Raw genomic sequence first — 25,866 nt, 5'->3', positions numbered from 1 at the left:
TATCCGCCCGTAATCTCATCTCTCGGAAAATAGGTCTTTTAATGCAGCCTGTGGTTGAAACCCTCTCCGGCCTGGAGCGCCGTGTTGATCTGGCCGTCTCGGTGGCCGACGTCGAAAAGGAAGTCCAGGCGCAATTGAAGCGCGTGGCTCGGACCGCCAAGGTCCCCGGCTTCCGTCCGGGCAAGGCGCCGCTCGCCATGCTCGAGCGCAGCCATGGTCCCAGCATCCGCTACGACGTGATCAATAGCCAAGTTGGCCGTGCCTTTGAACAAGCCATCGACGGCGCCAAGCTGCGCGTCGCTGGCGCCCCGAACCTCGAGCCCAAGACGGAAGGCGTTTCCGACGACACGCTGGCGTTCACCGCCACGTTCGAGGTCTATCCTGAAGTCGCCGTGCCGGACCTGTCCGACCTGGCCGTCACCCGCTACGAAACCGCCGTCACCGACGCAGAAGTCCAGCAGACGCTGGATGTGCTGCGCAAGCAACGCGCCACGTTCGAAGCCCGTGAAGGCCGCGCCAGCGCCGACGGCGACCGCGTCACCCTCGACTTCGCCGGCACCATCGACGGCGTGCCGTTCGAAGGCGGCAAGGCCGAAGACTTCCCGTTCGTGCTCGGCCAAGGCCGCATGCTGCCGGAATTCGAAGAAGCCGCCCGCGGCCTGAAGGCTGGCGAAACCAAGGTTTTCCAGCTCAAGTTCCCGGATGACTACCAAGGCGTGGAAGTCGCCGGCAAGACTGCCGAATTCACCATCACCATCAAGGAAGTGGCTGAAGGCGTCCTGCCCGAACTGAACGGCGAATTCGCCAAGTCGCTCGGCCAAGCCGAAGGCGACGTCGAAAAGCTGAAGGCCGACATCCGCAGCAACATCGAGCGCGAAGTCAAAGTTCGTTCGCAAGGCCGCACCAAGTCCAGCGTCATGGACGCCCTGGTCGAAGCCGGTAAGTTCGACGTGCCGAAGGCCCTGATCGACAACGACGTGCAAGGCCGTATCGCCGCTGCCCGCGAAGAACTGAAGCAGCGCGGCGTGCCGAACGCCGAATCCGTGCCGATCCCGGCCGAGGCCTTCTCGAACGAATCCGAGCGCCGTGTCCGCCTGGGCCTGCTGGTGTCCGAACTGGTCAAGCAAGCTCAGCTGCAAGCCAAGCCGGAACAGGTTCGCGCGCGCATCGAAGAATTCGCCCAGAACTACGAACAACCCGCCCAGGTTGTCAGCTATTACCTGGCAGACCGCCAGCGTCGTGCTGAAATCGAGGCTATCGTGCTCGAAGACAACGTCGTCGCGCATGTTCTGGAAAAGGCCAAGGTCACCGACGAAAAGGTGGCTTTCGATCAGTTGATGGGGATGGCGTAACACTATGCAGAGATTCACCGATTTCTATGCGGCAATGAATGGCGGGTCTTCGGTGACCCCCACCGGCCTGGGCTACATTCCCATGGTGATCGAGCAGTCGGGGCGCGGCGAGCGCGCCTACGACATCTATTCGCGTCTGCTCCGCGAACGGCTCATTTTCCTGGTGGGTCCGGTGAACGACGCCACGGCCAACCTGGTCGTGGCTCAGTTGCTGTTCCTGGAATCGGAGAATCCTGACAAGGACATTTCCCTGTACATCAACTCGCCCGGCGGGTCGGTGTACGCGGGAATGGCCATTTTTGACACCATGCAGTTCGTCAAGCCGGACGTGTCCACCCTGTGCACCGGCCTTGCGGCCAGCATGGGCGCGTTCCTGCTGGCGGCTGGCAAGAAGGGCAAGCGTTTCACGCTGCCCAACTCGCGCATCATGATCCACCAGCCCTCGGGCGGCGCCCAGGGGCAGGCTTCCGACATCCAGATCCAGGCCCGCGAAATCCTGGATCTGCGCGAGCGCCTGAACCGCATCCTGTCCACCAACACCGGACAGAGCATGGAGCGCATCGAGTTGGACACGGAACGTGACAACTTCATGTCGGCCGAAGATGCGGTATCGTATGGACTGGTGGACAAGGTCATGGCCTCCCGGTCCGAAGGCTGACTTCCCGGTTGATCCAGACCCGCTGCCATCATGTTTGAGTAAGCGCATGCGCTAGGCCATTTATCCGGCCTGGCGCATCTTTACCTGAGATACGAAAGAAATATGCCTGAAAAAAAGGGATCGGCAGACGCTAAGGTGCTGCATTGCTCGTTTTGCAATAAAAGCCAGCACGAAGTCCGCAAGCTGATCGCGGGTCCGTCGGTATTCATCTGCGATGAATGTATAGATCTGTGCAACGACATCATCCGCGAAGAGGCGCAGGCTACCGCGCGCGCGGCGATTCGTTCCGAGCTGCCCACTCCGGCTGAAATCAAGACCTTCCTCGACCAGTACGTCATTGGGCAATCGTCGCCCAAGCGCATGCTGGCCGTGGCCGTCTACAACCACTACAAGCGCATTCGCCACGGCGAAATCAAGGGCGACGAAGTCGAGCTCTCCAAGAGCAACATCATGCTGATCGGGCCCACTGGCTCCGGCAAGACGCTCCTGGCCCAGACGCTGGCTCGCATGCTGAACGTGCCCTTCGTCATGGCCGACGCGACCACGCTGACCGAAGCCGGTTACGTGGGTGAAGACGTCGAAAACATCATTCAGAAGTTGCTGCAGAACTGCAACTATGAAGTCGAAAAGGCCCAGCGCGCCATCATCTACATCGACGAGATCGACAAGATCTCGCGCAAGTCCGACAACCCCTCCATCACCCGCGACGTGTCGGGTGAGGGTGTGCAGCAGGCCTTGCTGAAGCTGATCGAAGGCACGGTGGCGTCGGTGCCCCCGCAGGGCGGCCGCAAGCACCCCAACCAGGACTTTGTCCAGGTTGATACGACTAACATCCTGTTCATCGTGGGCGGCGCCTTCGACGGACTCGAAAAGGTCATCCGTGACCGCACTGAAAAGTCCGGCATCGGTTTTTCGGCGTCGGTGCGCGCCAAGTCCGAGCGTGGCGTCGGTGAACTGTTCTCCGAAGTCGAGCCCGAAGACCTCATCAAGTTCGGCCTCATCCCCGAACTGGTCGGCCGTCTGCCCGTTGTCGCAACGCTGGACGAGCTGGACGAAGCCGCGCTGGTCCAGATTCTGACCGAGCCCAAGAACGCCTTGCTCAAGCAATTCCAGAAGCTGTTCGCCATGGAAGGCGCCGAGCTCGATGTGCGGCCCGCCGCGCTCAAGGCCATCGCCCGCAAGGCGCTGCGCCGCAAGACGGGCGCTCGTGGCCTGCGTTCCATCATCGAACAGGCGCTGCTCGACACCATGTACGACCTGCCCTCGCAGGGCAACGTCAAGCGTGTGGTGCTCGACGAAAACGCCATCGAAGGCGAGGGCAAGCCCTTGCTGATCTACGCGGATGAAAACGCCGCGCCAGAGAAGCCGGAGCGCGGTGAAGTCCGCGATGCCGCCGCCTGATATTTCAAAAAAGCCCGTTCTCGTAACGGGTTTTTTTGCCTAGGGCGCTTCTACACCCCCGATCGCGCTTTTCAGCCGTCCGCCATGGCCGCATACTGAAGGCGGTTCCAGGGCCTTTTTGGGGCCTTTTGGTGATCCAGGCGGCCGAGATCTTGAATTTTCGGCTATTGTTCCCATAACAGACGTAATTGACGAGTTTGCTCGGGTATTACCCGGGTGTCCCGTCCCCATACGCCGAGTCATACCGAGGAACCTCATATGTCTGCCAGCCAGACCCTGCCTTCCGACCCGATCGACCTTCCCCTGCTGCCGCTGCGCGATGTCGTAGTGTTCCCGCACATGGTCATCCCGCTGTTCGTCGGCCGTCCGCGCTCCATCCGCGCGCTCGAGGTCGCGATGGAAGCGGGCAAAAGCATCATGCTGGTGGCTCAAAAGTCCGCCGGCAAAGATGACCCCACGCCTGAAGACGTTTACGAAATTGGCTGCGTCGCCGGCATCCTGCAGATGCTCAAGCTGCCTGACGGCACCGTGAAGGTGCTGGTTGAAGGCACGCAGCGTGCGCGCATCAACACCATTGAAGACGCCGATTCGCACTTCACCTGCCAGGTGTCGCCCATCGAACCGGACGCCATGCAAGGCTCCGAAACCGAAGCCCTGCGCCGCGCCATCGTCGCGCAGTTCGAGCAGTACGTTAAGCTCAACAAGAAGATCCCCCCGGAGATCCTGACCTCGCTGGCTGGCATCGACGATGCCGGTCGCCTGGCTGACACGATTGCCGCGCATCTTCCCCTGAAGCTCGAGCAGAAGCAAAAGATGCTCGAGATCACCGGCACTTCCGAACGCCTCGAAGGCCTGCTCACGCAACTCGAAACCGAAATCGACATCCTCCAGGTCGAGAAGCGGATTCGCGGCCGCGTGAAGAAGCAGATGGAAAAGAGCCAGCGCGACTACTACCTGAATGAGCAGGTCAAGGCCATTCAGAAAGAGTTGGGCGAAGGCGAAGAGGGTGCGGACATCGAAGAGCTTGAAAAGAAGATCATCGCTGCCCACATGCCCAAAGAGGCACGCAAGAAGGCCGATGCCGAGCTCAAGAAGCTCAAGCTCATGTCGCCCATGTCGGCCGAAGCCACCGTGGTGCGCAACTACATCGACACGCTCATCAATCTCCCCTGGAGAAAGAAGAGCAAGATCAACAACTCGATCAGCAACGCCGAAACGGTGCTGGACAACGACCACTACGGTCTGGAAAAGGTCAAGGAACGGATCCTCGAATATCTTGCCGTGCAACAGCGCGTGGACAAGGTGAAGGCGCCGATCCTGTGCCTGGTTGGCCCTCCGGGCGTCGGCAAGACCTCGCTTGGCCAGTCGATCGCCAAGGCAACGAACCGCAAGTTCGTGCGCATGGCCCTGGGCGGCGTGCGTGACGAAGCCGAGATCCGCGGCCACCGTCGCACGTACATCGGCTCGATGCCCGGCAAGATCGTGCAGAACATGTCGAAGGTCGGCGTGCGCAATCCGCTGTTCCTGCTTGATGAAATCGACAAGCTGGGCATGGATTTCCGCGGCGATCCCTCGTCGGCCCTGCTCGAAGTGCTGGATCCGGAACAGAACCACACGTTCCAGGACCACTACATCGAGGTCGACTTCGATCTGTCCGACGTCATGTTCGTGGCCACCAGCAACACGCTGAACATCCCGCCGGCCCTGCTGGACCGTATGGAAGTGATCCGCCTGTCGGGTTACACCGAGGAAGAAAAGATCCACATCGCCCGCGACCATCTGCTGCCCAAGCTGATGAAGAACAACGGCGTGAAGGAGACCGAGCTGACGGTCGACGACAGCGCGCTGCGCGATATCGTGCGCTACTACACCCGCGAAGCCGGTGTCCGTGCGCTCGAGCGCGAAGTGGGCAAGATCTGCCGCAAGGTCATCAAGCAGTTGCTGACCCAAAGCGATCGCGCCAAGGCCGAGGGCAAGACGCTCGAGGTCAAGGCGGTCAACGTCACGGCCGACAACCTCAGCGATTTCCTGGGTGTGCGCCGCTACGCCTTTGGCATGGCCGAGAAGGAAAACCAGACTGGTCAGGTGACCGGCCTGGCGTGGACGGAAGTCGGCGGCGACCTGCTGACGATTGAAGTCGCGGACATGCCCGGCAAGGGTGTCATCCAGCGCACGGGTTCGCTCGGCGACGTGATGAAGGAATCGGTCGAGGCAGCGCGCACCGTCGTGCGTTCGCGGGCTCGCCGCCTGGGCTTTGCCGACAGCGTGTTTGAAAAGCACGACATGCACGTGCACGTGCCGGAAGGCGCGACGCCCAAGGACGGTCCGTCCGCGGGTATCGCGATCACCACGGCCATGGTGTCGGCGCTGTCGCGCATCCCGGTGCGCGCAGATGTCGCCATGACGGGCGAGATCACGCTGCGCGGCGAAGTGCTGCCCATCGGCGGCCTGAAGGAAAAGCTGCTCGCGGCTCACCGCGGTGGTATCAAGACGGTTCTGATCCCGGAAGAAAACGTCAAGGATTTGGCGGAGATTCCGGACAACGTCAAGAACCACCTTGAGATCGTGCCGGTGCGTTGGATCGACAAGGTGCTTGAACTGGCCCTGGAACGTCTGCCGGAGCCGTTGGCCGAGGAAGAAGCCGTCAAGGATGCCCTGGTTGCCAAGCCGGCTGAACCCGGCTCGACCGACCCGGTCATGAAGCACTAATGGCGTCTTGAACGCAGGACGCTCTCGAAAGAGGGCGTCCGAAGCCCAGGGGTGGCGCAAGTGTAGCGAACGCCCCGAAAGCAAAAAACCCCGCTCACATGAGCGGGGTTTTGTTTTTTGAGCTTGGGCCCCCCTGCAAGGGGCGGGGCGCAGGCCGCATGATGGCGGCCCGACTTTACATAGGCCGAGCCCGGCCTAGTGCAGCGCCTGGGTGCGGATGAGGCCCACTGCAATGCCTTCGAGCGCAAATTCCTGATCGGCCTTGACCACGATGGTTTCGAAGTCGGGATTTTCGGGCAGCAGCTCGATGTGGCCGTTCTGGCGCTGAAGGCGCTTGACCGTGACATCGTCGCCAATACGAGCCACCACGATCTGGCCATTGCGGGCTTCAGATGCCTTTTTGACAGCCAGCAGGTCGCCTTCGAGGATGCCTGCGTCGCGCATGCTCATGCCGCGCACCTTGAGCAGATAATCGGGCGCCTGTGCAAAGAGGCTAGGGTCTACGCCGACTTCGCGTTCAACGTGCTCGGCTGCAAGAATCGGGCTGCCTGCCGCAACGCGGCCGACGAGCGGCAATAGGAGCTGGGCGAGGGCGGGGATGGGAAGCGAGGACTGGACCGGTGTGGTGGCGTCCTTCAAGCGGATGCCGCGCGAGGCGCCGGCCGTGAGTTCGATGGCGCCCTTGCGAGCCAACGCCTTGAGATGGTCTTCGGCGGCGTTGGGGGAGCGGAAACCCAGGGCCTGGGCGATTTCGGCACGCGTCGGCGGAAAGCCGGTGCGCGTGACCGTTTGCCTGATGAGGTCCAGGATTTGTTGTTGGCGATCCGTGAGTTTGCTGGCCATGGCGATGATCCGTTGCGAGCGGACTGTACATATATACAGCGCCATTCTGGGGGACGCAGCGCAAAAAAGCAAGCCGGTCGCGAGGCCAACAAAAACGGGACCCGCAGGTCCCGTTTTTGGTTGAAGACGGCGCGGCGCCGCCTGGCGATTTACAGCACGGCCGCGATGCCGGCTGCGACCTTGTCGATGTTGCCGCTGTTCAGCGCGGCCACGCAGATGCGGCCGCTGGACACGGCGTAGACGCCATGTTCTTCGCGCAGCCGGTCCACCTGAGCGGCGGACAGACCCGAATACGAGAACATGCCGCGCTGCTTCAGCACGAAGCTGAAGTCCTGCTTGCCGCCGTGCTCTTTGATTTTGTCGACCAGTTGCGCGCGCATCAGGCGGATGCGATCGCGCATGCCGGCCAGTTCTTCTTCCCAGAGGGCGAACAGCTCGGGCGTGTTCAGCACCGTGGAGACGACCGTGCCGCCGTGCGTCGGCGGGTTGGAGTAATTGGTGCGGATGACGCGCTTGAGCTGGCTCAGCACGCGGGTGGCTTCGTCCTTGCTGCCGGCCACGACAGTCAGTGCGCCAACGCGCTCGCCATACAACGAGAACGACTTCGAGAACGACGAGCTGATGAACATGGTCATGTCCAGGTCGGCGAACAGGCGCACGACCGAGGCGTCTTCCGTCAAGCCGTCGCCAAACCCTTGGTAGGCGATGTCCAGGAACGGGACCAGGTTGTTGTCCTTTACGACAGCGGCAATTTGCTTCCACTGATCGGGGGTGGGATCGGCGCCGGTGGGGTTGTGGCAGCAAGCGTGCAGCACAACGACGGTCTTGGCGGGCGCGGCCTTGAGGTCGGCCAGCATGGCTTCGAAGTTCAGCCCGCGGGTGGTGGCGTCGTAATAGGCATAGGTGCCGACTTCAAAACCGGCGCGCTCGAACAGGGCGCGGTGGTTTTCCCAGCTGGGGTTGCTGATCAGAACCTTGGAGCCCGGCAGCAACTGGCGCAGGAAATCGGCGCCAATCTTCAGGGCGCCGGTGCCGCCCAGTGCCTGCGTGGTCAGCACACGGCCGGCGGCGGCCAGCGCGGAATCCTTGCCCAGCAGCAGCGCTTGCGCACCGGCGTTGTAGCCGGCGATGCCTTCGATCGGCAGGTAGCCGCGAGCAGCAGCGGCCTCGATGCGGGCGGTTTCAGCCTTGCGCACTGCGCCCAGGAGCGGGATCCGTCCCTGATCATCGTAATACACGCCCACACCCAGGTTCACTTTACCGGGGCGGGTGTCCGCGTTGTATTGTTCGTTCAGGCCAAGAATGGGGTCGCGCGGCGCGAGCTCGACGGAATCGAATAGGGTGCTCATGAGACTCTGATGAGGTGGGTGGACGCAGTACGAAGTGCTGTGGATAATGGGGGGTTTACCCTGGAACAGTCTAGCATGCCTAAGAGCGCAATAGACCCAAGCGCGGGGGCTCCCGCCGCAGGTCCGGGATTCGTCGATTTCCCTGACAGCCCGTTTCATCTCTATCAACCCTATCCGCCGGCGGGGGACCAGCCCACGGCCATCGCAGGGCTGACCCAGGGTGTCGAAGACGGTCTCATGTACCAGACGCTTCTGGGCGTGACCGGGTCAGGCAAAACTTACACCATGGCCAATGTCATCGCGCGCATGGGCCGCCCGGCGCTGGTCCTTGCACCCAATAAGACATTGGCCGCGCAGCTCTACGCCGAAATGCGCGAGTTCTTCCCGAAGAACGCGGTGGAGTATTTCGTTTCTTACTACGATTATTACCAGCCCGAGGCCTACGTGCCGACGCGCGACCTGTTCATTGAGAAGGACTCGTCCATCAACGAACACATCGAGCAGATGCGGCTGTCGGCCACCAAGAGCCTGCTCGAGCGGCGCGACACGATCATCGTGGGCACGGTGTCGTGCATCTACGGTATCGGTAACCCCGGCGACTATCACGCGATGGTGCTGATCCTGCGCGCCGGTGACCAGATCGCCCGGCGCGAGATTCTCGCGCGCCTGGTTGCCATGCAGTACACGCGCAACGATGCCGAATTCACGCGTGGGGTTTTCCGCGTGCGCGGCGAGACCATCGACATCTTCCCGGCGGAAAGTGCCGAGCTCGCCTTGCGTGTCACGTTGTTCGATGACGAAATCGAAACCCTGGAACTGTTCGACCCGCTGACGGGCCGCATCCGCCAGAAGTTGCCGCGATTCACCGTCTATCCTGGCTCGCACTACGTGACGCCGCGCGATACCGTGCTGCGCGCCATCGAAACCATCAAGGAAGAGCTGCGCGAACGCGTCAAGCGCTTCGTCGATGATGGTCACCTGGTGGAGGCCCAGCGTCTTGAACAGCGAACCCGCTTCGACCTGGAAATGCTGCAGGAACTGGGTTTCTGCAAAGGCATCGAGAACTACTCGCGTCATTTGTCGGGCGCCGCGCCGGGCGACCCGCCACCGACCCTGATTGATTACCTGCCGTCCGACGCGCTGATGTTCATTGACGAAAGCCACGTCACGATCGGCCAGCTCAGCGCCATGTACCGCGGCGACCGCTCGCGCAAGGAAACGCTGGTGCAGTACGGCTTCCGGCTGCCCTCGGCGCTGGACAACCGTCCACTCAAGCTCGAGGAGTTCGAAACCCGGATGCGCCAATGCGTGTTCGTATCGGCAACGCCGGCCGCGTACGAGCAGGAGCACGCGGACAACGTAGTGGAGCAGGTGGTGCGTCCCACGGGGCTTGTCGACCCGATCGTGCAGGTGCTGCCTGCCCGCACGCAGGTGGATGATCTGCTGGGCCAGATCAAGACTCGCGTTTCGCAAGGCGACCGCGTGCTGGTCACGACGCTGACCAAGCGGATGGCCGAAGACCTGACCGACTTCCTGAGCGAGCATGGCGTGAAGGTGCGCTACCTGCACTCGGACATCGATACGGTCGAGCGCGTCGAAATCCTGCGCGACTTGCGCTTGGGCACCTTCGATGTGCTGGTGGGCATCAACCTGCTGCGCGAAGGGTTGGACATTCCGGAAGTGTCGCTGGTGGCCATCCTGGACGCGGACAAGGAAGGTTTCCTGCGTTCAGAGCGCAGCCTCATTCAGACCATTGGGCGCGCGGCGCGCAACCTGAACGGTCACGCCATTCTGTATGCCGACCGAATCACGGATTCCATGAAGCGCGCCATGGACGAAACCGCGCGCCGGCGCACGAAGCAGTTGCAATTCAACGTCGACAACGGCATCACGGCGCGCGGTGTGCATAAGGCAGTACGCGAACTGATCGACGGTATCGTGGCGCCTGCACAGCACGACACGCTGGAAGCGGCGGTGCCTGCGGAATTGTTGAAGGACGAGAAGGCCCTGGCGCGCGAGATCAAGCGCCTGGAGAAACTGATGATGGACCACGCCCGCAACCTCGAATTTGAACAGGCCGCGGCCGCGCGAGATTCGCTCAATGCGCTCAAGCAACGGGTGTTGCTCGACGGGGCAGTTTAGGGTCGGATCGTACGTTTCAAGTCATGTCTCGTTGCTTACTGCAGGCTGAAATTGTGCAAAAAGTGGTGCGTTGCCATCATGGTGTAACCATTCCGGAATTTTGCGCTGCTTGAGTCTCATGGGGTACCTGAATATAAGCTTGCAAGTCCATGATTTTGTTGTTGTTATGTGGGCCTTGAATTTGCGCTGCATCAATTGCGCGAGTGCAAAAAAAGCTTGCCTTATCTCGGGTTTTCCCGCACACTTGCTCCCATGATGACCAAGGTACTTTTCGTTTGCATGGGCAATATCTGTCGCTCGCCGAGCGCAGAGGGCGTGTTTCGCCATTTGGTGAATGACGCGGGTTTGGGCGATGTTGTTCGCATCGACTCCGCGGGCACGCACGCGTTTCATATCGGCGAGGCGCCTGATGCCCGGGCGCAGGCTGCGGCACGTAAGCGCGGCTACGAGATCACTCACTGCGAGGCGCGTCAGGTCACCGCGGAAGACTTCCGTGACTTCGATCTTATCCTCGCCATGGATTGGGACAATCTGTCCGCCATGCAGCAGCAATGCCCCAAGGCGTACCAGCACAAGCTGATGCTCCTGATGCGCTTTGCCAATGAGTTCGAAGAAGCCACCGTGCCCGACCCGTACTACGGCGGCGCCGACGGCTTCGGCAAGGTCCTGGACTACCTGGAAGATGCCTGTCAGGGCGTCCTCGAATTGGTCCGCAAGCGCGCTACCCAGTACCAGGCTGCCTGATCGGCCGGTTGCAGAGCCGCTCGCAGGGCGGCTCTCAAGGCACAAGGCAGTAAATAACCGCGCAGATGCGCGGTTTTTTGTAGCTGGGAGCCATACCAAATTAGTCGGGAATAGGCTATACTTGAGCCAATTACTCGGGTATTGACCGCTGGATTCGCTGGCGGCCATTGCCGGAATCACAGGGAATTCACCATGCGGCTAACTACCAAAGGGCGTTTCGCCGTGACTGCCATGATCGACTTGGCTATGCGGCAGCATAGCGGCCCGGTCACTCTTGCGGCCATCAGCCAGCGTCAGAACATTTCGCTTTCGTATCTGGAACAGCTCTTCGGAAAACTCCGTCGTCACGAGCTCGTGGACAGCGTCCGCGGCCCGGGCGGCGGTTATTCGCTTGCGCGTCTGGCGCGCAATGTGACTGTTGCAGACATCATCTTCGCCGTCGACGAACCGCTGGACGCCACGAGCTGTGGCGGCAAGCGGGACTGTACGAGCGGCAACGACGGCAAGCCGGGCAAGTGCATGACGCATGAACTCTGGGCTACGTTGAATCGCAAGATGGTGGATTACCTGGATTCGGTGTCCCTGCAGGATCTCGTCGATCAGCAGCGCGTGCGCCAGTTGCAGGAAGCCACGAATCAAGCGCAGGCCTGCGCAGTGCGTGTGAACCGGGTGGGAGGCGCTACCGCCGCCAACGCTCCGACCACCACTGTTGCTGCCAACGCCACCGTATAAGAAGTATCAGGAGTTGTAGAAATGACCACCCGTCCTATCTATCTGGATTATTCGGCCACGACGCCCGTTGACCCCCGCGTCGTCGACGCGATGGTGCCCTGGCTCTATGAGAACTTTGGCAACCCGGCGTCGCGCAGCCATGCGTTTGGCTGGGAGTCCGAAGAAGCCGTCGAACGCGCCCGCGAAGAAGTCGCCAAGCTGGTCAATGCCGACCCGCGCGAAATCGTCTGGACCTCCGGCGCCACCGAATCCAACAACCTAGCCATCAAGGGCGCGGCCAACTTCTATGCCGAGCGCGGCAAGCACATCATCACGGTCAAGACGGAACACAAGGCGGTTCTGGACACCTGTCGTGAGTTGGAGCGCCAGGGCTTCGAAGTCACCTACCTGAACGTCAAGGACAACGGCCTGATCGACCTGGATGTCTTCAAGGCTGCGCTGCGTCCCGATACCGTGCTGGTGTCCGTGATGATGGTGAACAACGAAATCGGCGTGATCCAGGACGTGGAATCGCTGGGCGAGATCTGCCGCGAAAAGGGCATCATTTTCCACGTCGACGCCGCTCAGGCGACCGGCAAGGTGGAAATCGACTTGCAAAAGCTGAAGGTCGACCTGATGTCGTTCTCGGCGCACAAGACTTACGGCCCCAAGGGCATCGGCGCGCTGTATGTGCGCCGCAAGCCGCGTATCCGCATCGAAGCGCAAATGCACGGCGGCGGTCATGAGCGCGGTTTCCGCTCGGGCACGCTGGCCACGCACCAGATCGTCGGCATGGGCGAAGCCTTCCGCCTGGCGCGCGAAGAAATGGGCACCGAAAACGAGCGCATTCGCATGCTGCGTGATCGCCTTTGGAACGGCCTGTCGGAAATCGAAGAGGTCTACCTCAACGGCGACATGGACCAGCGCGTGCCGCATAACCTGAACGTGAGCTTCAACTACGTCGAAGGCGAGTCCCTGATCATGGCGATCAAGGAGCTTGCGGTTTCCAGCGGTTCGGCTTGCACCTCGGCCAGCCTGGAGCCTTCGTACGTGCTGCGCGCCCTGGGCCGCAACGATGAACTGGCGCACAGCTCGATCCGCTTCACGCTGGGTCGTTTCACGACCGAGAAGGAAGTGGACTTTGCGGTCGAACTGATCAAGAGCCGGGTTGGCAAGCTGCGCGATATGTCGCCGCTTTGGGAAATGGCCAAGGAAGGCATCGACTTGAACACCGTGCAGTGGGCCGCGCACTAAGCGCCCGCGCCTTGATATACGTGGAGAATTAACATGTCTTACAGCACCAAAGTTCTGGATCACTACGAAAACCCCCGCAACGTCGGTTCATTCGACAAGTCGGACGACTCGGTGGGCACCGGCATGGTGGGCGCGCCGGCCTGTGGCGACGTCATGAAGCTGCAGATCAAGGTGAACGAAGCCGGCGTGATTGAAGACGCGCGCTTCAAGACCTACGGCTGTGGCTCGGCCATCGCCTCCAGCTCGCTCGTGACCGAATGGGTCAAGGGCAAGACGCTGGATCAAGCGATGAACATCCGCAACACGCAGATCGCCGAAGAACTGGCCCTGCCGCCGGTGAAGGTGCACTGTTCCATCCTGGCCGAAGACGCGATCAAGGCCGCGGTGCAGAACTACAAAGAAAAGCATTCGGTCACCGCCGAAGCTGTGGCGGGCTGATCATGTCCGTTACCCTGACCCAACAGGCTGCCACCCATATCGGCCGCTACTTGCAAAAGCGCGGAAAGGGTATCGGCTTGCGGCTCGGCGTTAGGACGACGGGCTGCTCCGGCATGGCCTACAAGTTGGAATATGTCGACGCGGTCGAGTCGGAAGATGTCGTCTTCGAGAGCTTTGGCGTGAAGGTCTTCATTGACCCCAAGAGCCTGTCGTACCTCGATGGCACGGAGCTGGACTACGCCCGCGAGGGCCTGAACGAAGGCTTCAAGTTCCGCAACCCCAACGAGAAGGCGACCTGCGGCTGCGGCGAGTCGTTCACGGTGTAAGTCTTGGCTGGTGACGATCACTTCAGCCTGTTTGGCTTGCCGGCACGATTCGACCTGGACGGCCAGGCGCTTGAACACGCCTGGCGCTCCGTCGCCGCGAAGGTGCACCCCGACCGCTTTGCCACGGCCAGCCCGGCGGAACGCCGCGTGGCGATGCAATGGGCGGCTCGTGCCAACGAGGCTTATCGCGAGTTGAAGGATCCGCTGTTGCGGGCGCGCTACCTGTGCGAGCAGGCGGGCGTGGACCTGCAGACCGAAAGCAACACGTCGATGGACGCGGCTTTCCTGATGCAGCAGATGACTTGGCGCGAGATGCTGGATGATGGGCGCGATGACGCCAGCGTCCTGGAAGCGTTGCAAGCCGAACTGGACGATGCGCGTGCAGAGATGCGCGCCACGCTGACGCGCCTTCTGGATGACGAACGCGATTACGCGGCGGCCGGGCGCAAGGTGCGGGAATGGATGTTCGTGGAAAAGCTGGCGCAGGAGCTGGCCCACGTGCAGCCCGCAGGATAGCCAACGGCGCGCTGGGGCGTTCCCGTCATGGGCGCCTGTCCGGCGCGGCCTACTGACCAGAAAAACAGAATCATGGCCTTATTGCAGATATCCGAGCCCGGCGAGTCGCCCGCGCCGCACCAGCGCAAGCTGGCGGTCGGGATTGACCTGGGCACCACCAATTCGCTCGTCGCTGCCGTGCGCAGCAGCGTGGCTGAAGTGCTGCCCGATGCGCAAGGCCATGCCTTGCTGCCCTCGGCGGTGCGATATTTCCCTGGCGGCAAGGTCACGACGGGCCGTGAGCCGCTGGCTCAGCAGGCCGAGGATCCGCTGAACACGGTTGTGTCCGTGAAGCGTTTCATGGGTCGCTCGCTGGAAGAGGCGCAGGCAACGCGCGCGCCTTATGAGTTTGTCGATGCGCCCGGCATGGTGCGGATTCGCACGGCGCAGGGCGACCTGAGCCCCGTGGAAGTGTCCGCGCAGATCCTGGCGGTGCTGCGTCAGCGCGCCGAAGACGTATTGGGCGACGACCTAGTGGGCGCGGTCATCACCGTGCCTGCGTATTTTGATGACGCACAGCGCCAAGCCACGCGAGACGCCGCGCGCTTGGCGGGCCTGAACGTGCTGCGCCTTTTGAATGAACCGACCGCGGCCGCCATTGCCTATGGGCTGGATAATGCCGCCGAGGGTGTCTACGCGGTGTACGACCTGGGCGGCGGCACGTTTGATATTTCCATCCTGCGCCTGACGCAGGGGGTGTTCGAAGTGATCTCCACAGGCGGCGATACGGCGCTTGGCGGCGACGATTTCGATGTCTTGATCGCGGATCACGCCGTGGCGAAGCTGGGCTTGGGCGAACTGTCGCCCGCCGAGCGCCGCGGCTTGCTGATGGCCGCGCGCACCGCGCGTGAAACGCTGTCGGACGCCGACGTGACGAGCCTGAACCTGGCGCTGTCGGGCGGGCGCGACGTCGCGCTGACGCTTACCCGTGACGAGTTTGAATCGCTGGCCCAGCCGCTGATCGAGCGCACGCTGGACACGGCGCGCCGCGCGCTGCGCGATGCGTCGCTGAAGGCGGCCGACGTGCGCGGCGTGGTGATGGTGGGTGGCGCGACGCGTATGCCTGTCGTGCGCGCCGCGGTGGCCAAGGTGTTCGGCACGGAACCGCTGACCGATCTGGATCCGGATCAGGTCGTGGCGCTGGGCGCCGCGCTGCAGGCCAATCTGTTGGCGGGCAACCGGGCGCCGGGCGAAGACTGGCTGTTGCTGGACGTGATTCCGCTGTCGCTGGGCCTGGAAACGATGGGTGGGCTGGTCGAACGCATCATTCCGCGCAACAGCACCATTCCAGTGGCGCGCGCCCAGGAATTCACGACGTTCAAGGATGGCCAGACGGCCATGAGCATTCACGTGGTGCAGGGCGAGCGCGACCTGGTGGCGGATTCCCGTTCGCTGGCGCGCTTCGAACTGCGCGGCATTCCGCCCATGGTGGCCGGCGCCGCGCGTATCCGCGTGACCTTCCAGGTGGATGCGGACGGCTTGCTCAGCGTCACCGCGCGCGAGCAGAGCCAGGGCGTAGAGGCGATGGTGTCGGTCAAGCCGTCTTACGGTCTGTCCGATGACGAGATCGCGCAGATGCTGGCCGACAGCGTGGCGCAGGCTGATACCGACGCCAAGGCGCGCATGTTGCGCGAGCAGCAAGTCGACGCGCGCCAGCTGGTGGAATCGGTGCAGGCGGCGCTGGCCGTTGATGGCGACCTGCTTGAGCCGGAAGAACGCAAGCGGGTGGACGAGTGCCTGGAAGCCGCGATCGCGGCGCAGCAGGCCCAGGACGTGGACACGGTGACGCAAGCCGTGCAAGCGCTGTCCTCCGCCACCGACGACTTTGCCGCGCGCCGCATGGACCGCAGCATCCGCGCCGCGTTGGCCGGCCGCAAACTAGACGAAATCGCCTAATAAGAAGTTATGCCGAAACTGACTGTATTGCCTCATCCCGACTACTGTCCCGAAGGCGCGGTGATCGAAGATGCGCCCAAGGGCGTGTCGATCTGCCGCGTGCTGCTGGACAACCACATCGATATCGAGCACGCCTGCGAACTGTCGTGTGCCTGCACGACCTGTCATGTGGTGGTCAAGCAGGGTTATTCGTCGCTGGAAGACGCGACGGACGACGAGGAAGACCTGCTGGACAAGGCCTGGGGCCTGACCCCGACGTCGCGCCTGTCGTGCCAGGCGCTGGTGACCGACGCTGACCTGACAGTCGAGATTCCCAAGTACACGATCAATCACGCCAAAGAGGGCCATTGATGAAGTGGACCGACACCTACGAGATTGCGGCCGCGCTGTACGACGCGCATCCTGACGTCGACCCGAAGGAGCTGCGCTTCACGCAGCTGCGCGACTGGGTCATGGCTCTGCCGGGCTTCAGCGACGATCCCGCCCATTGCGGCGAGAAGATCCTGGAGGCCATTCAGATGGCCTGGATCGAAGAAGCCGACTGATTGCGGCTGCGCAAGGCGCTCCCTGTTGGGAGCGTTTTTTTTGGGCGCTGCCGCCATGCTGCGGACAGGCTCGAGCGCGGTCCTGCGTCTGACACGCCGTCGTCTCGTGGGCCACGGTATCATCGGGGATCCGTTTGTTTGACCTTTCCAGCCGAGTCTACCGATGCCCGCTGCCCAATTGCGTTTTGGCCTGGCCGCCAATCGTCTGCACCACGAAACCCCCGACGCTGCCTTGTTCACTTGGCTGCGTGCGTGCTCGTCCACCATCCGCGAGTTGGGTGTGCAGTTGCACACGGTCGGGCGCACCCATGATGCGATCGTGCGCGAAGGCATGCTGCAGGGCTATCCCGGCCTGATCCGCTATCCCTATGGCCGCGAGGGCGGCCTGATGAAGCTGGTGGCGCGCGTGACCGAAGGGCGCGATGGGCAGGCGCCATTTGACGGCGCGATCTACCTGATTGATCCCGTCGACCCGTCGTCGATTTTTCCCGAAGCGCTGGCGCTCAAGCGGCAGTGCATCACGCACGGCCGTCCGTTCATCTCGACGTTGGCTGGCGCCATCGAATGGATGGAAGTTGAACGCATCCACGCCGGGCTGGCGCCGGACGCGTCGGCGTCGCGCCACTTCAATTTCTCGGGTCAGACGCTGGCGATGATCGCCCACGATGCGCTCAAGGACGAAATGGTGGCGTTTGCCAGCGAGCATTTCGATGTGCTTTCGCGCTTTGCGCGGCGCGTGGCCACCGGCACGACGGGTGGCCGGCTGAATGAGCTGGCCTGGTCGCGCGGCTGGCCCAAGGACACGCCGTGGGTGCATCGTTACCTGAGCGGACCGCTGGGTGGCGATGCGCAGATCGCGGAACTGGTGCTTGAGCATCAGTGCCAGCGCGTCATCTTTTTCGAAGACCCCCATGTCGCGCGCCAGCACGAGGCCGACATCCAGTTGCTGGAACGCGCGGTGCGCGTGGTGACCGAGTCGGCCACATGCGCGACGTCGCCCACGGTTGCGCGGCGCTGGGCGCAAGCGGTCGAAAAGCGGATCGTTTGAGCGCTACGCGCGCGCCGCGGCAGGCCCTGCGTCCGTGATGATGCGGGCGACGCGGTCCGCGACGGCTGCCGCTGCCATCGACAGCGGCAGCACATCCGAACGGCACAGGAAGACCGGACGGGTCAGCCGGGGCCGGCTGATCCGCCGCAATTGCACCAGGCCGCGTTCGGCCTCCTGGCGCACCGCTTCAAACGACAGGATCGTATGGGCGACGCCGGCCTGCGCCAGCTCGATCAGCTGCGGGATGGCGTTGGCTTCGGCAATGACACGAAATGCAACCTGTTCGCGCTGCTGATATTGATCGAGCAAGCGGCGCAGGCTGTGCGGATTGCCCGGCAGCACCAGCGGCAACGCGGACAGCGCGCGCAAGCTGATGGACGGCAGTGCAGCCAGCTCCGATGACGCGCGTTTAGCTTGTTTAGCGTGTTTTGCCACGGGCGGCGAAACGACCACCAGTTCCTCGTCGATCAGATGCTGAAAACGCAGATCGACGGACGCCTCATCGCTGAATGTCAGTCCCAGATCGGCGTGGCCTGAGCTGACAAAGCCGGGGATATAGCCCGTGCTGGATTCGATGATCTTCAAGTAGACGCCCGGCCAATGGGCAAGGCTGAACCGCAGCAATGGCACGGTCAGCATCTTTGCCATGGACATCGACATGGCCAGCGACACCGTGCCGCGCGGGGCGCTGAGGTCTTCTCGCACGTCCGCGCGCGCCGCATCGATGCGGCCGAGGATTTCGCGCGCGTGCGCCAAGAGGCGCGTGCCCGCTGCGGTGGGCGTGACGCCGCGGGCGCTGCGATAGAGCAGCACGACGCCCAGTTCTTCCTCCAGGTTACGGATCTGCAAACTGAGCGCAGGCTGGGCCACATGCAGCGCCGCCGCGGCGCGGCTGATCGAACCCGTTGACACCACCGCGACAAAGCACTGCATCGCGCGTATGGACATGGACATGAAGGGCTCCGGAAAGAGGCAGGCCATCATGTTTTTGTTATGGCCCGCATATTTAAACGGTATTTCTAATATAGCAATCCGCTTCCGATAATGAGCGTCATCCAAGAAGAACCACAGGAGACGTCATGACACTCAACAAAATTTTTGCCGCCTGCCTCGCTTGCTCGGCGCTGCCCGCGCCCGCGTTTGCGGATGCGTGGCCGTCCAAGCCCATCACGCTGGTCGTGCCGTTTTCGGCGGGCGGGCCGACGGATTTCATCGCGCGGCTGGTGGCCGAGCCGCTGTCGCACGAACTGGGACAGCAGGTCATCGTGCAGAACAAGCCGGGTGCGAGCGGCAATGTGGGCTATCAGAGCGTGCTCAATGGTCCGGCCGACGGCTACACGCTGATGCACAACACGGTGGCCATGCAGGCCATCAATCCGCTGATGTATCCCAGCGCCAAGATGCATCCGTTGAAGGACTATGTGCCGGTCGGTACGACGGGCGCCATGCCGAACCTGCTGGTGGTGAACCCCGAGCGCACCCCCGTCAATACGCTGGCCGAATTGGTCGAGCGCGGTCGCAGCGCGCCGCATGGCCTGAGCTATGCGACGTTCGGGCCGGGTAGCTCGCCGCATGTGTACGGCGCGTCGCTGCAGAAGCTGGCCAACTTCCAGGCTGTGGGCGTGGCCTACAAGGGCAGCGCGAATGCGGTGACGGACGTAATCGGCGGTCAGGTCGATTTTCTGTTCGACAGCATGTCCACCAGCATTGGGCAGGTGCAAGGCGGCCGATTGAAGGCGCTGGCCATCACGTCGGCCGAACGATCGCCCCTGCTGCCGAACGTGCCGACGTTGAAGGAAGCGGGCTACCCCAGTCTGGATTTGAAGTTCTGGTTCTCGCTGCAGGCGCCCGCCGGCGCGCCGGACGACGTGGTGCAGACGCTGCGCGCCGCGGTCGCCAAGGTGGTGGCCAGCGACGCGTTTCGAAAAGCGATGCAGGAGCGCGGGGCCGAGGCCTTCCAGGTGGCGCCGTCGAAGCTGGATGACTTCTTCAAGCAGGAAACCGCGCAATGGACGCAGGCGGCGAACACCATTGGGCTGAAGGCGGAACAGTGACTACGGCAGGCGGGCATCGCATGACTCCATTGAAGAACATCACGGTCCTGGACCTGAGCAAGGTGCTGGCGGGGCCGCTGTGCGGGCAATATCTGGGCGAACTGGGCGCCCGCGTGATCAAGGTCGAGCCGGTGGGCACCGGGGACGATACGCGGGCGTGGCTGCCGCAGGATGCGGGCGAGTCCGCGACCTTTCTGGCCGTCAATCACAACAAGCGCAGCCTGGCAGTGGACCTGAAGACGGAGGCGGGGCGCGCCGTGGTGCATCGCCTGGCCGCTCAGGCCGACGTCGTGCTGCAGGGCTTTGGTGGTAAGACGGCCGCGCGTCTGGGCGTGGATTACGAGACGCTTGCCGGTATCAATCCTCGCCTCGTGTACTGCGAGATCTCGGGCTATGGCCGCGAGGGACCCATGGGCCAGGAGCCGGGCTATGACGTCATGCTGCAAGCCTTCAGCGGCATGATCAGCACGATGGGCGATCCGGGCGGAAATTTTGCGCGCGCCAGCTTTTCGCCGGTGGATCTGGGCACGGGATCGTTTGCGCTGAGCGGGATTCTGGCGGCGCTACTCGAGCGCGGCCAGACGGGCAAGGGGCAGTACCTGGACGTGTCGCTGCTGGATACGTCGTTGGGCTTGATGTCCTACATGGCGCAGAACTATTGGCGCACGGGAAAGGTGCCGCGTCGCATGGGCACTGGGCATCCGGCCATGTGTCCTTACCAGGCCTTTCGCGCATCCGATGGCGACCTCATGCTGGGCGTGGGCAACGACGCGCAGTGGCAGCGTTTCTGCGCGGCGGCGAGTTTGCAGGACTACGTGACTGCACCGGCGTTTGCGACCAATGCCGAACGCGTCCGCAACTTTGATGCGACGGTTGCCCTGGTGCAGTCCTGCATCGAGACGCGCACGGTGGCGCAATGGCTGGCACTGCTCAAGCCTGCGGGCATTGCCTGCTCCGCCATCCACACGCTGGACCAGGCGCTGGCCCATCCTCAGGTCGCGGCGCGCGAGCTGATCGTGACGAGCCAGCATCCAGTGCTGGGCGAGGTGCGTAACGTGGGCCTGCCCGTGCGCTTCGGCCGTCAGCCGCGCGTCGCCGCACGGCCCGCGCCGATGCTGGGCGAGCACAGCCGCGAGATCCTCGCGGAGCTGGGCTTTGAAGACGCTGAGATCGCAGCGATGCTGGCCCATGGCAGCGTGCAGCAACACGCCTCCAACGGAGATGCGAAATGAGTTCATTGCGTTACGAAGTCCTCGACGGCGTCGCGGAGATCCAGCTGTGCCATGCGCCCGTCAACGCGCTGGACGTGGACGTGTTGGACGCGCTGATCGGTGCGCTGGACGAGGCCAATGCGGACCCGTCCGTGCGCGCGGTGCTGCTGGCGAGCGGCCTGCCGGGACGGTTCTGCGCGGGGCTGGACATGAAGCAGCTGCTGCAAAGCACGCCGGCACGCGTGCGTGAATTGCTGACCCGGCTCTACATCAAGCTGTACGACGCGCAGTTCAATCTGACCAAGCCGTCGATATCCGTCGTGTCGGGCGCGGTGCGCGGCGGCGGTATGACGGTGGCGATTTCCAGCGACATGATCGTGGCTGCCGACACCGCGACATTCGGCTATCCGGAGATCGACGTGGGCGTGTTGCCCGCCATTCATTACGTGCATCTGCCGGCCATTGTGGGCAAGCACCGGGCGTTCGATCTGCTGTTCACGGGCCGCACCTTCGACGCGCAAGAGGCGCACACGATGGGCCTTGTGACGCGCGTGGCGCCGGAGGCCGAGCTGCTGGATCAGGCGCGCGCGCTGGCGCGGGCGCTGGCCGCAAAGCCCCCGCAAGTCCTGGCGATGGGGCGCCGCGCGTTCGTGTACAGCAACGACAACGAATACCGCCGCCGGGTGGCGACGGCGGTGGAGGTGTTTTGCAACGCCGCGGCCACGCCGGAAGCGCGCGAAGGCCTGAACGCGTTCGTGCAGAAGCGCGCGCCCGACTGGGCCAGCGTCGCCGAGACGCGCTAGCGCTATTGGCCGGTGAAACGGGGAGGGCGCTTTTCGCGGAATGCCGCGACGCCCTCCGCGAAGTCGGCCCGCGCGGCCGACTGCAGGAAACGTGCGGTTTCTTCGGCAAGCTGGGTCTCAAGCGGCGCATGGGCGGCACTGCGCAGCAGCGCCTTGGCGCCCGCGATGCCGTGCGGGGCGTGATGGGCGAGGCCCTGCGCATATGTCTGCGCCGACGCTGCCAGTTCGCCAGCCTGCGCGGTGCGTGTGATGATGCCCCAGGCCTGCGCCTCGTCGGCGGTGAAGGCGTCGTGCCGCAACAGCAGATCCAGTGCGCGCTTGGGGCCGGCGGCGCGGAAGAGGCCGTGCGTCATGCCGGCGTCGGGCGTGGCGCCGAGCTTCAGATAGGCCGTCATGAAGCGCGTGCCGGCCTCGGCGATGGCGAGGTCGCAAGCCAGGACCAGCGACAGGCCCGCGCCTGCCGCCACGCCGTGCACCTGCGCCAGCCAGACCTTGTCCATGCGCGGTATGCGCGCGACAAATTCATTGAGCGGCGTGAAGAGATCCGACAGGGTGGCGCGCACCGTCGCGGTGTCGCCCGTGAACATGCTGATGTCGCCGCCCGCGCAGAAGGCCTTGCCCGCGCCGCGCAACAGCACGACCTTCACGGCATCGCGCGTGTCGAGCCATTGCGCGGCGCGCAGCAGGTCGCGAGCCATGGCGACATCGATGGCATTGAGCGCGTCCGCGCGGTTCAGCGTCAGGGTGGCGAGGGCGCCGTCAGTCTCGAGCAACAGCGTCTGGAACACCGGTGGTTCCTGGTTCATGGCGAGTCTCCGTTGTCGGGTAAATACCAACTTTCGATCAAAAAACCGCGATGCTATGGTCTGAACCGAGCGCTTGCTTGGTTGGGGTTTGAGCACGCTTAGCGTAACGCATAGAACGATTTTCCGGCGCTGTACTGGCGAAGGTAAAGACAGGTTCGTTGCATCACCTGCCTCGCAGGGTCGCCAGGTTCACCGTCGTAAAAAATGCCCGCCTCAGGCGGCAAAAAAGCTTCGCATCAAAAGCGGGGAGACAAATGGTGGATCAGTCCGACAGGCCTGCGTTGCTGGAGGCCGAGGGGGTGACGCTGGCGTTCGGCGGGGTGAAGGCGCTCACCAATGTGGGCTTTCGCGTCGCGCCCGGTTCCATCACCACGGTCATCGGCCCGAACGGCGCCGGCAAGACCTCGCTGTTCAACACGATCTCGGGTTTCTACAAGCCAGCCGCCGGGCGCATCCGCTTCGAGGGCCGCGACATCACGCGCGTGCATGCGCCGGAACGCGCCGAGCTTGGCCTGGCGCGCAGCTTCCAGAACATTGCGCTGTTCCGCGGCATGACGGTGCTGGACAACATCAAGCTGGGCCGCCACGCGCATCTGCGCACCAACGTACTGGATGCGCTGTTCTACCTGGGCCGCGCGCGCCGCGAGGAGATGGCGCTGCGGGCGGACATCGAAGAACGCATCATCGACTTTCTTGAGATCGACCATATCCGCCACGCGCCGGTCGCGGCGTTGTCTTACGGGCTGCAAAAGCGGGTGGAACTGGCGCGGGCGCTGGCAATGCAGCCCAAGGTGCTGATGCTGGACGAGCCCGTGGCCGGCATGAACCGCGAAGAGACGGACGACATGGCGCGTTTCATCCTGGACGCGCGCTCCGAGTGGGGCGTGACGGTGCTGATGGTGGAGCACGACATGGGCATGGTGATGGACCTGTCGGACCACGTCGTGGTGCTGAATTTCGGGCAGGTGATCGCCCACGGCACGCCGGCGCAGGTGCAGGCCAACCCCGAGGTCGTCAAGGCATATCTTGGCGCGGGCGACGTGGGCGATCTGCGCCGGCGGCTGCGGGAGGCGGCCTGATGGACTGGCTGTTCCTGCTGGAGGTGTCGCTGGCCGGGCTGGGCAGCGGCGGCCTGTATGCCCTGGCCGCGCTGGCCTTTGTGATCGTGTACAAGGCGACCCGGGTGGTCAACATCGCCATCGGCGAGTTCCTGATGCTGGGCGCGTACGTGTTCTACGCGTTCGCGACAGGCATGCAATGGCCCATCTGGCTGGCCATTGTGGGCGCGGTCGTCGTGTCCGGTGCGCTGGGCGCGGTCGTCGAGCGCCTGACCATCCGGCCAATGCTGGGCGAGTCGCCGATCTCCGTCTTCATGATCACCGTGGGTCTGGCGTCCATTCTGGTGGGCGCGGTCGAACTCATCTGGACAGCAGACCAGCGGCGCCTGCCGGAATTCATGCCGCGCGCGCCCGTCATGGTGGGCGAAGCGTTCGTGGCCCCCAAGGTGTTTTATGGCTTCTGGGTGGCGGTGGTGCTGGCGCTGCTGGTGCTGGTGGTGTTCCGTTACTGGCGCGGCGGGGTGGCTCTGCGCGCGACCGCGTCGGATCAGGGCGCGGCCTATGCCATGGGGATCAACGTGCCGCGCGTGTTTTCGCTGGCGTGGGTGGCGGCGGGCGCCATCGCCGCGGTGTCCGGCGTGATCGTGGGTGCGATCGGCGGCATCTCGTCGTCGATGGGCGTGTTCGGGCTGTCGGTGCTGGTGGTGGTGATCGTGGGCGGCCTGGACAGCGTTGCAGGCGCGCTGGTCGGCGGCATCTTCATCGGCTTGCTGGAAGCGTGGGCCGGCGCCTATCTGGGGGGCGAGTACAAGCTGCTGGCCACGTTTGTCGTGCTGGTGGTCGTGCTGATGGCAAGGCCCTATGGCCTGTTCGGCACCCGTGAAATCGAGAGGCTTTGAACCATGCGCATCGCGACCGCCAAGCAGACCTACCTGGCCGACGAGGCGCTTTTCGACACGCGCACGCAGCACGTGTGGCTGGCGCTGCTGGCGGCCTCGCTGGTGCTGTTTCCCTTCATGGCGAACGCCTATTGGCTCTACCTGGCGTGTCTGGTCGCGATCAACATCGCCAGCGCGACGGGGCTGAACATCCTGACTGGCTACACCGGGCTGGTCAGCTTGGGCCAGGCGGCGTTCATGGGCCTGGGCGCATACACCGTGGCGGTGATGGAACTGCTCTTGGGCACGCCGGTTCTCGTCAACCTGCTGGCCGGCGGCATCGTCGCCATGCTGGGCGGGCTGCTGGTCGGCATTCCGTCGTTGCGGGTGAAGGGACTGTACCTGGCGATCTCGACGATCGCCGCGTCCTTCATCGCGCACTTCATCTTTGCAAACTGGCAGTTCACGGGCGGCACAAGCGGACTGCAGGTGCCGCCGGCACGTGTGCTGGGCATGGACCTGGACACCTCGTTCAAGATCTATTGGCTGATCGTGCCGGTGACGGTGCTGATGGTGCTGGGCGCGGCCAATCTGTTCCGCACCCGCATCGGCCGGGCATTCATCGCGATCCGCGACCGCGACATTTCCGCCGAGGTGCTGGGCATCCGGCTCTTGCGCTACAAGCTGCTGTCATTCGGCCTTTCCTCGTTCTACGCGGGCGTGGCGGGCGGCCTGTGGGCTTACTTTTTCCGAGTCGTCACGCCCGAGAGCTTTCCGCTCATCATGTCGATCTTCTTTCTGGCGGCGATCATCGTGGGGGGCATGGGCTCGATTCTGGGATCCATCCTGGGCGCCATCTTCATGACGATGGTGCCCGAGTTCCTGAAGCTGGTCGTCGGCTGGCTGCCGGTGGGCGGCGATGCTCTGCGCCTGATATCGCCGGTGCGCACCATTGTTTTCGGCCTGCTGATCGTGGGCTTCCTGATCTTCGAGCCGCACGGGCTCGCGGAAATCTGGCGGCGCGTGCGCCGATTCTTTCACCTCTGGCCTTTTCGCACGTAGCGCGATGCGTGCGGCGTGACGGC

General features: G+C 63.4%; 25 protein-coding genes. 21 read left to right on the top strand and 4 right to left on the bottom strand.

What is annotated here, in order from left to right; genetic code table 11:
- The first annotated feature begins 41 nt into the window (after positions 1–41).
- From tig to lon, 4 genes are all read left to right on the top strand, one after another.
- Positions 42–1,352 (top strand): trigger factor, encoded by a 1,311-nt coding sequence (gene tig, locus AC6LJW_RS03230; RefSeq protein WP_498086498.1) that lies wholly within the window; start codon positions 42–44, stop codon positions 1,350–1,352.
- A 4-nt stretch (positions 1,353–1,356) separates the two neighbouring features.
- Positions 1,357–2,010 (top strand): ATP-dependent Clp endopeptidase proteolytic subunit ClpP, encoded by a 654-nt coding sequence (gene clpP / locus AC6LJW_RS03225; RefSeq protein ID WP_056562440.1) that lies wholly within the window; start codon positions 1,357–1,359, stop codon positions 2,008–2,010.
- A gap of 102 nt (positions 2,011–2,112) precedes the next feature.
- Positions 2,113–3,411 (top strand): ATP-dependent Clp protease ATP-binding subunit ClpX, encoded by a 1,299-nt coding sequence (clpX, locus tag AC6LJW_RS03220; protein ID WP_056562435.1) that lies wholly within the window; start codon positions 2,113–2,115, stop codon positions 3,409–3,411.
- A gap of 258 nt (positions 3,412–3,669) precedes the next feature.
- Complete coding sequence (gene lon, locus AC6LJW_RS03215; RefSeq protein WP_498086497.1) at positions 3,670–6,120, top strand: endopeptidase La; 2,451 nt, start codon at positions 3,670–3,672, stop codon at positions 6,118–6,120.
- Positions 6,121–6,315: 195 nt separating this feature from the next.
- Here the strand turns inward: lon and lexA are convergent, their stop codons facing one another.
- Complete coding sequence (lexA, locus tag AC6LJW_RS03210) at positions 6,316–6,963, bottom strand: transcriptional repressor LexA (protein WP_056562429.1); 648 nt, start codon at positions 6,961–6,963, stop codon at positions 6,316–6,318.
- A 149-nt stretch (positions 6,964–7,112) separates the two neighbouring features.
- Positions 7,113–8,312 (bottom strand): amino acid aminotransferase, encoded by a 1,200-nt coding sequence (locus tag AC6LJW_RS03205; protein WP_498086496.1) that lies wholly within the window; start codon positions 8,310–8,312, stop codon positions 7,113–7,115.
- A gap of 75 nt (positions 8,313–8,387) precedes the next feature.
- On the opposite strand from AC6LJW_RS03205, the gene uvrB reads away from it, so the two are divergent.
- From uvrB to AC6LJW_RS03150, 11 genes are all read left to right on the top strand, one after another.
- On the top strand, positions 8,388–10,454 hold the full coding sequence (gene uvrB, locus AC6LJW_RS03200; RefSeq protein ID WP_056562421.1) for an excinuclease ABC subunit UvrB: 2,067 nt from the start codon (positions 8,388–8,390) through the stop codon (positions 10,452–10,454).
- A 252-nt stretch (positions 10,455–10,706) separates the two neighbouring features.
- Positions 10,707–11,198, top strand: a complete 492-nt coding sequence (locus AC6LJW_RS03195) for a low molecular weight protein-tyrosine-phosphatase (RefSeq protein WP_006386176.1) — start codon at positions 10,707–10,709, stop codon at positions 11,196–11,198.
- Positions 11,199–11,390: 192 nt separating this feature from the next.
- The gene (gene iscR, locus AC6LJW_RS03190) at positions 11,391–11,930 is read left to right on the top strand and encodes a Fe-S cluster assembly transcriptional regulator IscR (protein ID WP_056318865.1); all 540 of its coding nucleotides are present in this window, start codon (positions 11,391–11,393) and stop codon (positions 11,928–11,930) included.
- A gap of 21 nt (positions 11,931–11,951) precedes the next feature.
- Positions 11,952–13,163, top strand: coding sequence for an IscS subfamily cysteine desulfurase (locus AC6LJW_RS03185; protein WP_056562418.1), 1,212 nt, complete (start codon positions 11,952–11,954; stop codon positions 13,161–13,163).
- Between the two features lie 33 nt (positions 13,164–13,196).
- Positions 13,197–13,601, top strand: a complete 405-nt coding sequence (gene iscU, locus AC6LJW_RS03180; RefSeq protein ID WP_056562415.1) for a Fe-S cluster assembly scaffold IscU — start codon at positions 13,197–13,199, stop codon at positions 13,599–13,601.
- Between the two features lie 2 nt (positions 13,602–13,603).
- Entirely contained in the window at positions 13,604–13,927 is a 324-nt protein-coding gene (gene iscA, locus AC6LJW_RS03175; RefSeq protein WP_056562412.1) for an iron-sulfur cluster assembly protein IscA, read from the top strand.
- Between the two features lie 3 nt (positions 13,928–13,930).
- Positions 13,931–14,443, top strand: coding sequence for a Fe-S protein assembly co-chaperone HscB (gene hscB, locus AC6LJW_RS03170; RefSeq protein WP_498086495.1), 513 nt, complete (start codon positions 13,931–13,933; stop codon positions 14,441–14,443).
- A gap of 72 nt (positions 14,444–14,515) precedes the next feature.
- Positions 14,516–16,378, top strand: coding sequence for a Fe-S protein assembly chaperone HscA (gene hscA / locus AC6LJW_RS03165; protein WP_498086494.1), 1,863 nt, complete (start codon positions 14,516–14,518; stop codon positions 16,376–16,378).
- 9 nt (positions 16,379–16,387) lie between these two features.
- Positions 16,388–16,729, top strand: coding sequence for an ISC system 2Fe-2S type ferredoxin (gene fdx / locus AC6LJW_RS03160; RefSeq protein WP_013394592.1), 342 nt, complete (start codon positions 16,388–16,390; stop codon positions 16,727–16,729).
- Positions 16,729–16,923 (top strand): Fe-S cluster assembly protein IscX, encoded by a 195-nt coding sequence (gene iscX, locus AC6LJW_RS03155; RefSeq protein ID WP_056562403.1) that lies wholly within the window; start codon positions 16,729–16,731, stop codon positions 16,921–16,923. The genes fdx and iscX overlap by 1 nt, the downstream gene beginning before the upstream one ends.
- A gap of 163 nt (positions 16,924–17,086) precedes the next feature.
- Entirely contained in the window at positions 17,087–17,971 is an 885-nt protein-coding gene (locus AC6LJW_RS03150; RefSeq protein WP_056562398.1) for a methylglyoxal synthase, read from the top strand.
- 3 nt (positions 17,972–17,974) lie between these two features.
- On the opposite strand, the gene AC6LJW_RS03145 is transcribed toward AC6LJW_RS03150, so the two are convergent.
- Entirely contained in the window at positions 17,975–18,925 is a 951-nt protein-coding gene (locus tag AC6LJW_RS03145) for a LysR family transcriptional regulator (protein WP_498086493.1), read from the bottom strand.
- 125 nt (positions 18,926–19,050) lie between these two features.
- On the opposite strand from AC6LJW_RS03145, the gene AC6LJW_RS03140 reads away from it, so the two are divergent.
- Genes AC6LJW_RS03140 through AC6LJW_RS03130 form a run of 3 tightly spaced genes read left to right on the top strand, consistent with a single transcriptional unit; the run spans position 19,051 to position 22,039 of the window.
- On the top strand, positions 19,051–20,025 hold the full coding sequence (locus AC6LJW_RS03140; RefSeq protein ID WP_498086492.1) for a Bug family tripartite tricarboxylate transporter substrate binding protein: 975 nt from the start codon (positions 19,051–19,053) through the stop codon (positions 20,023–20,025).
- Between the two features lie 20 nt (positions 20,026–20,045).
- Positions 20,046–21,257 carry a CaiB/BaiF CoA transferase family protein gene (locus tag AC6LJW_RS03135; RefSeq protein ID WP_427984549.1) on the top strand — a complete coding sequence of 404 codons (1,212 nt, stop codon included), beginning with the start codon at positions 20,046–20,048 and terminating at the stop codon, positions 21,255–21,257.
- Complete coding sequence (locus tag AC6LJW_RS03130) at positions 21,254–22,039, top strand: enoyl-CoA hydratase/isomerase family protein (RefSeq protein ID WP_427984550.1); 786 nt, start codon at positions 21,254–21,256, stop codon at positions 22,037–22,039. Before AC6LJW_RS03135 ends, AC6LJW_RS03130 begins: the two co-directional genes overlap by 4 nt.
- A gap of 2 nt (positions 22,040–22,041) precedes the next feature.
- Here AC6LJW_RS03130 and AC6LJW_RS03125 read toward each other — a convergent pair whose 3' ends face one another.
- Positions 22,042–22,845, bottom strand: coding sequence for an enoyl-CoA hydratase/isomerase family protein (locus AC6LJW_RS03125; protein WP_427984552.1), 804 nt, complete (start codon positions 22,843–22,845; stop codon positions 22,042–22,044).
- A 254-nt stretch (positions 22,846–23,099) separates the two neighbouring features.
- Between AC6LJW_RS03125 and AC6LJW_RS03120 the strand changes: the two genes are divergently transcribed.
- Genes AC6LJW_RS03120 through AC6LJW_RS03110 form a run of 3 tightly spaced genes read left to right on the top strand, consistent with a single transcriptional unit; the run spans position 23,100 to position 25,843 of the window.
- The gene (locus AC6LJW_RS03120; RefSeq protein WP_498086491.1) at positions 23,100–23,924 is read left to right on the top strand and encodes an ABC transporter ATP-binding protein; all 825 of its coding nucleotides are present in this window, start codon (positions 23,100–23,102) and stop codon (positions 23,922–23,924) included.
- Positions 23,924–24,802, top strand: a complete 879-nt coding sequence (locus tag AC6LJW_RS03115; RefSeq protein ID WP_056562382.1) for a branched-chain amino acid ABC transporter permease — start codon at positions 23,924–23,926, stop codon at positions 24,800–24,802. Before AC6LJW_RS03120 ends, AC6LJW_RS03115 begins: the two co-directional genes overlap by 1 nt.
- Positions 24,803–24,805: 3 nt before the next feature.
- Positions 24,806–25,843, top strand: a complete 1,038-nt coding sequence (locus tag AC6LJW_RS03110) for a branched-chain amino acid ABC transporter permease (protein ID WP_498086490.1) — start codon at positions 24,806–24,808, stop codon at positions 25,841–25,843.
- Positions 25,844–25,866: the final 23 nt, after the last annotated feature.

The organism is Achromobacter sp. 1012554356 (genome assembly GCF_059760815.1).
Note: the sequence above shows the minus strand (reverse complement) of the source record. Positions and strands in the feature narration are given on the sequence as shown.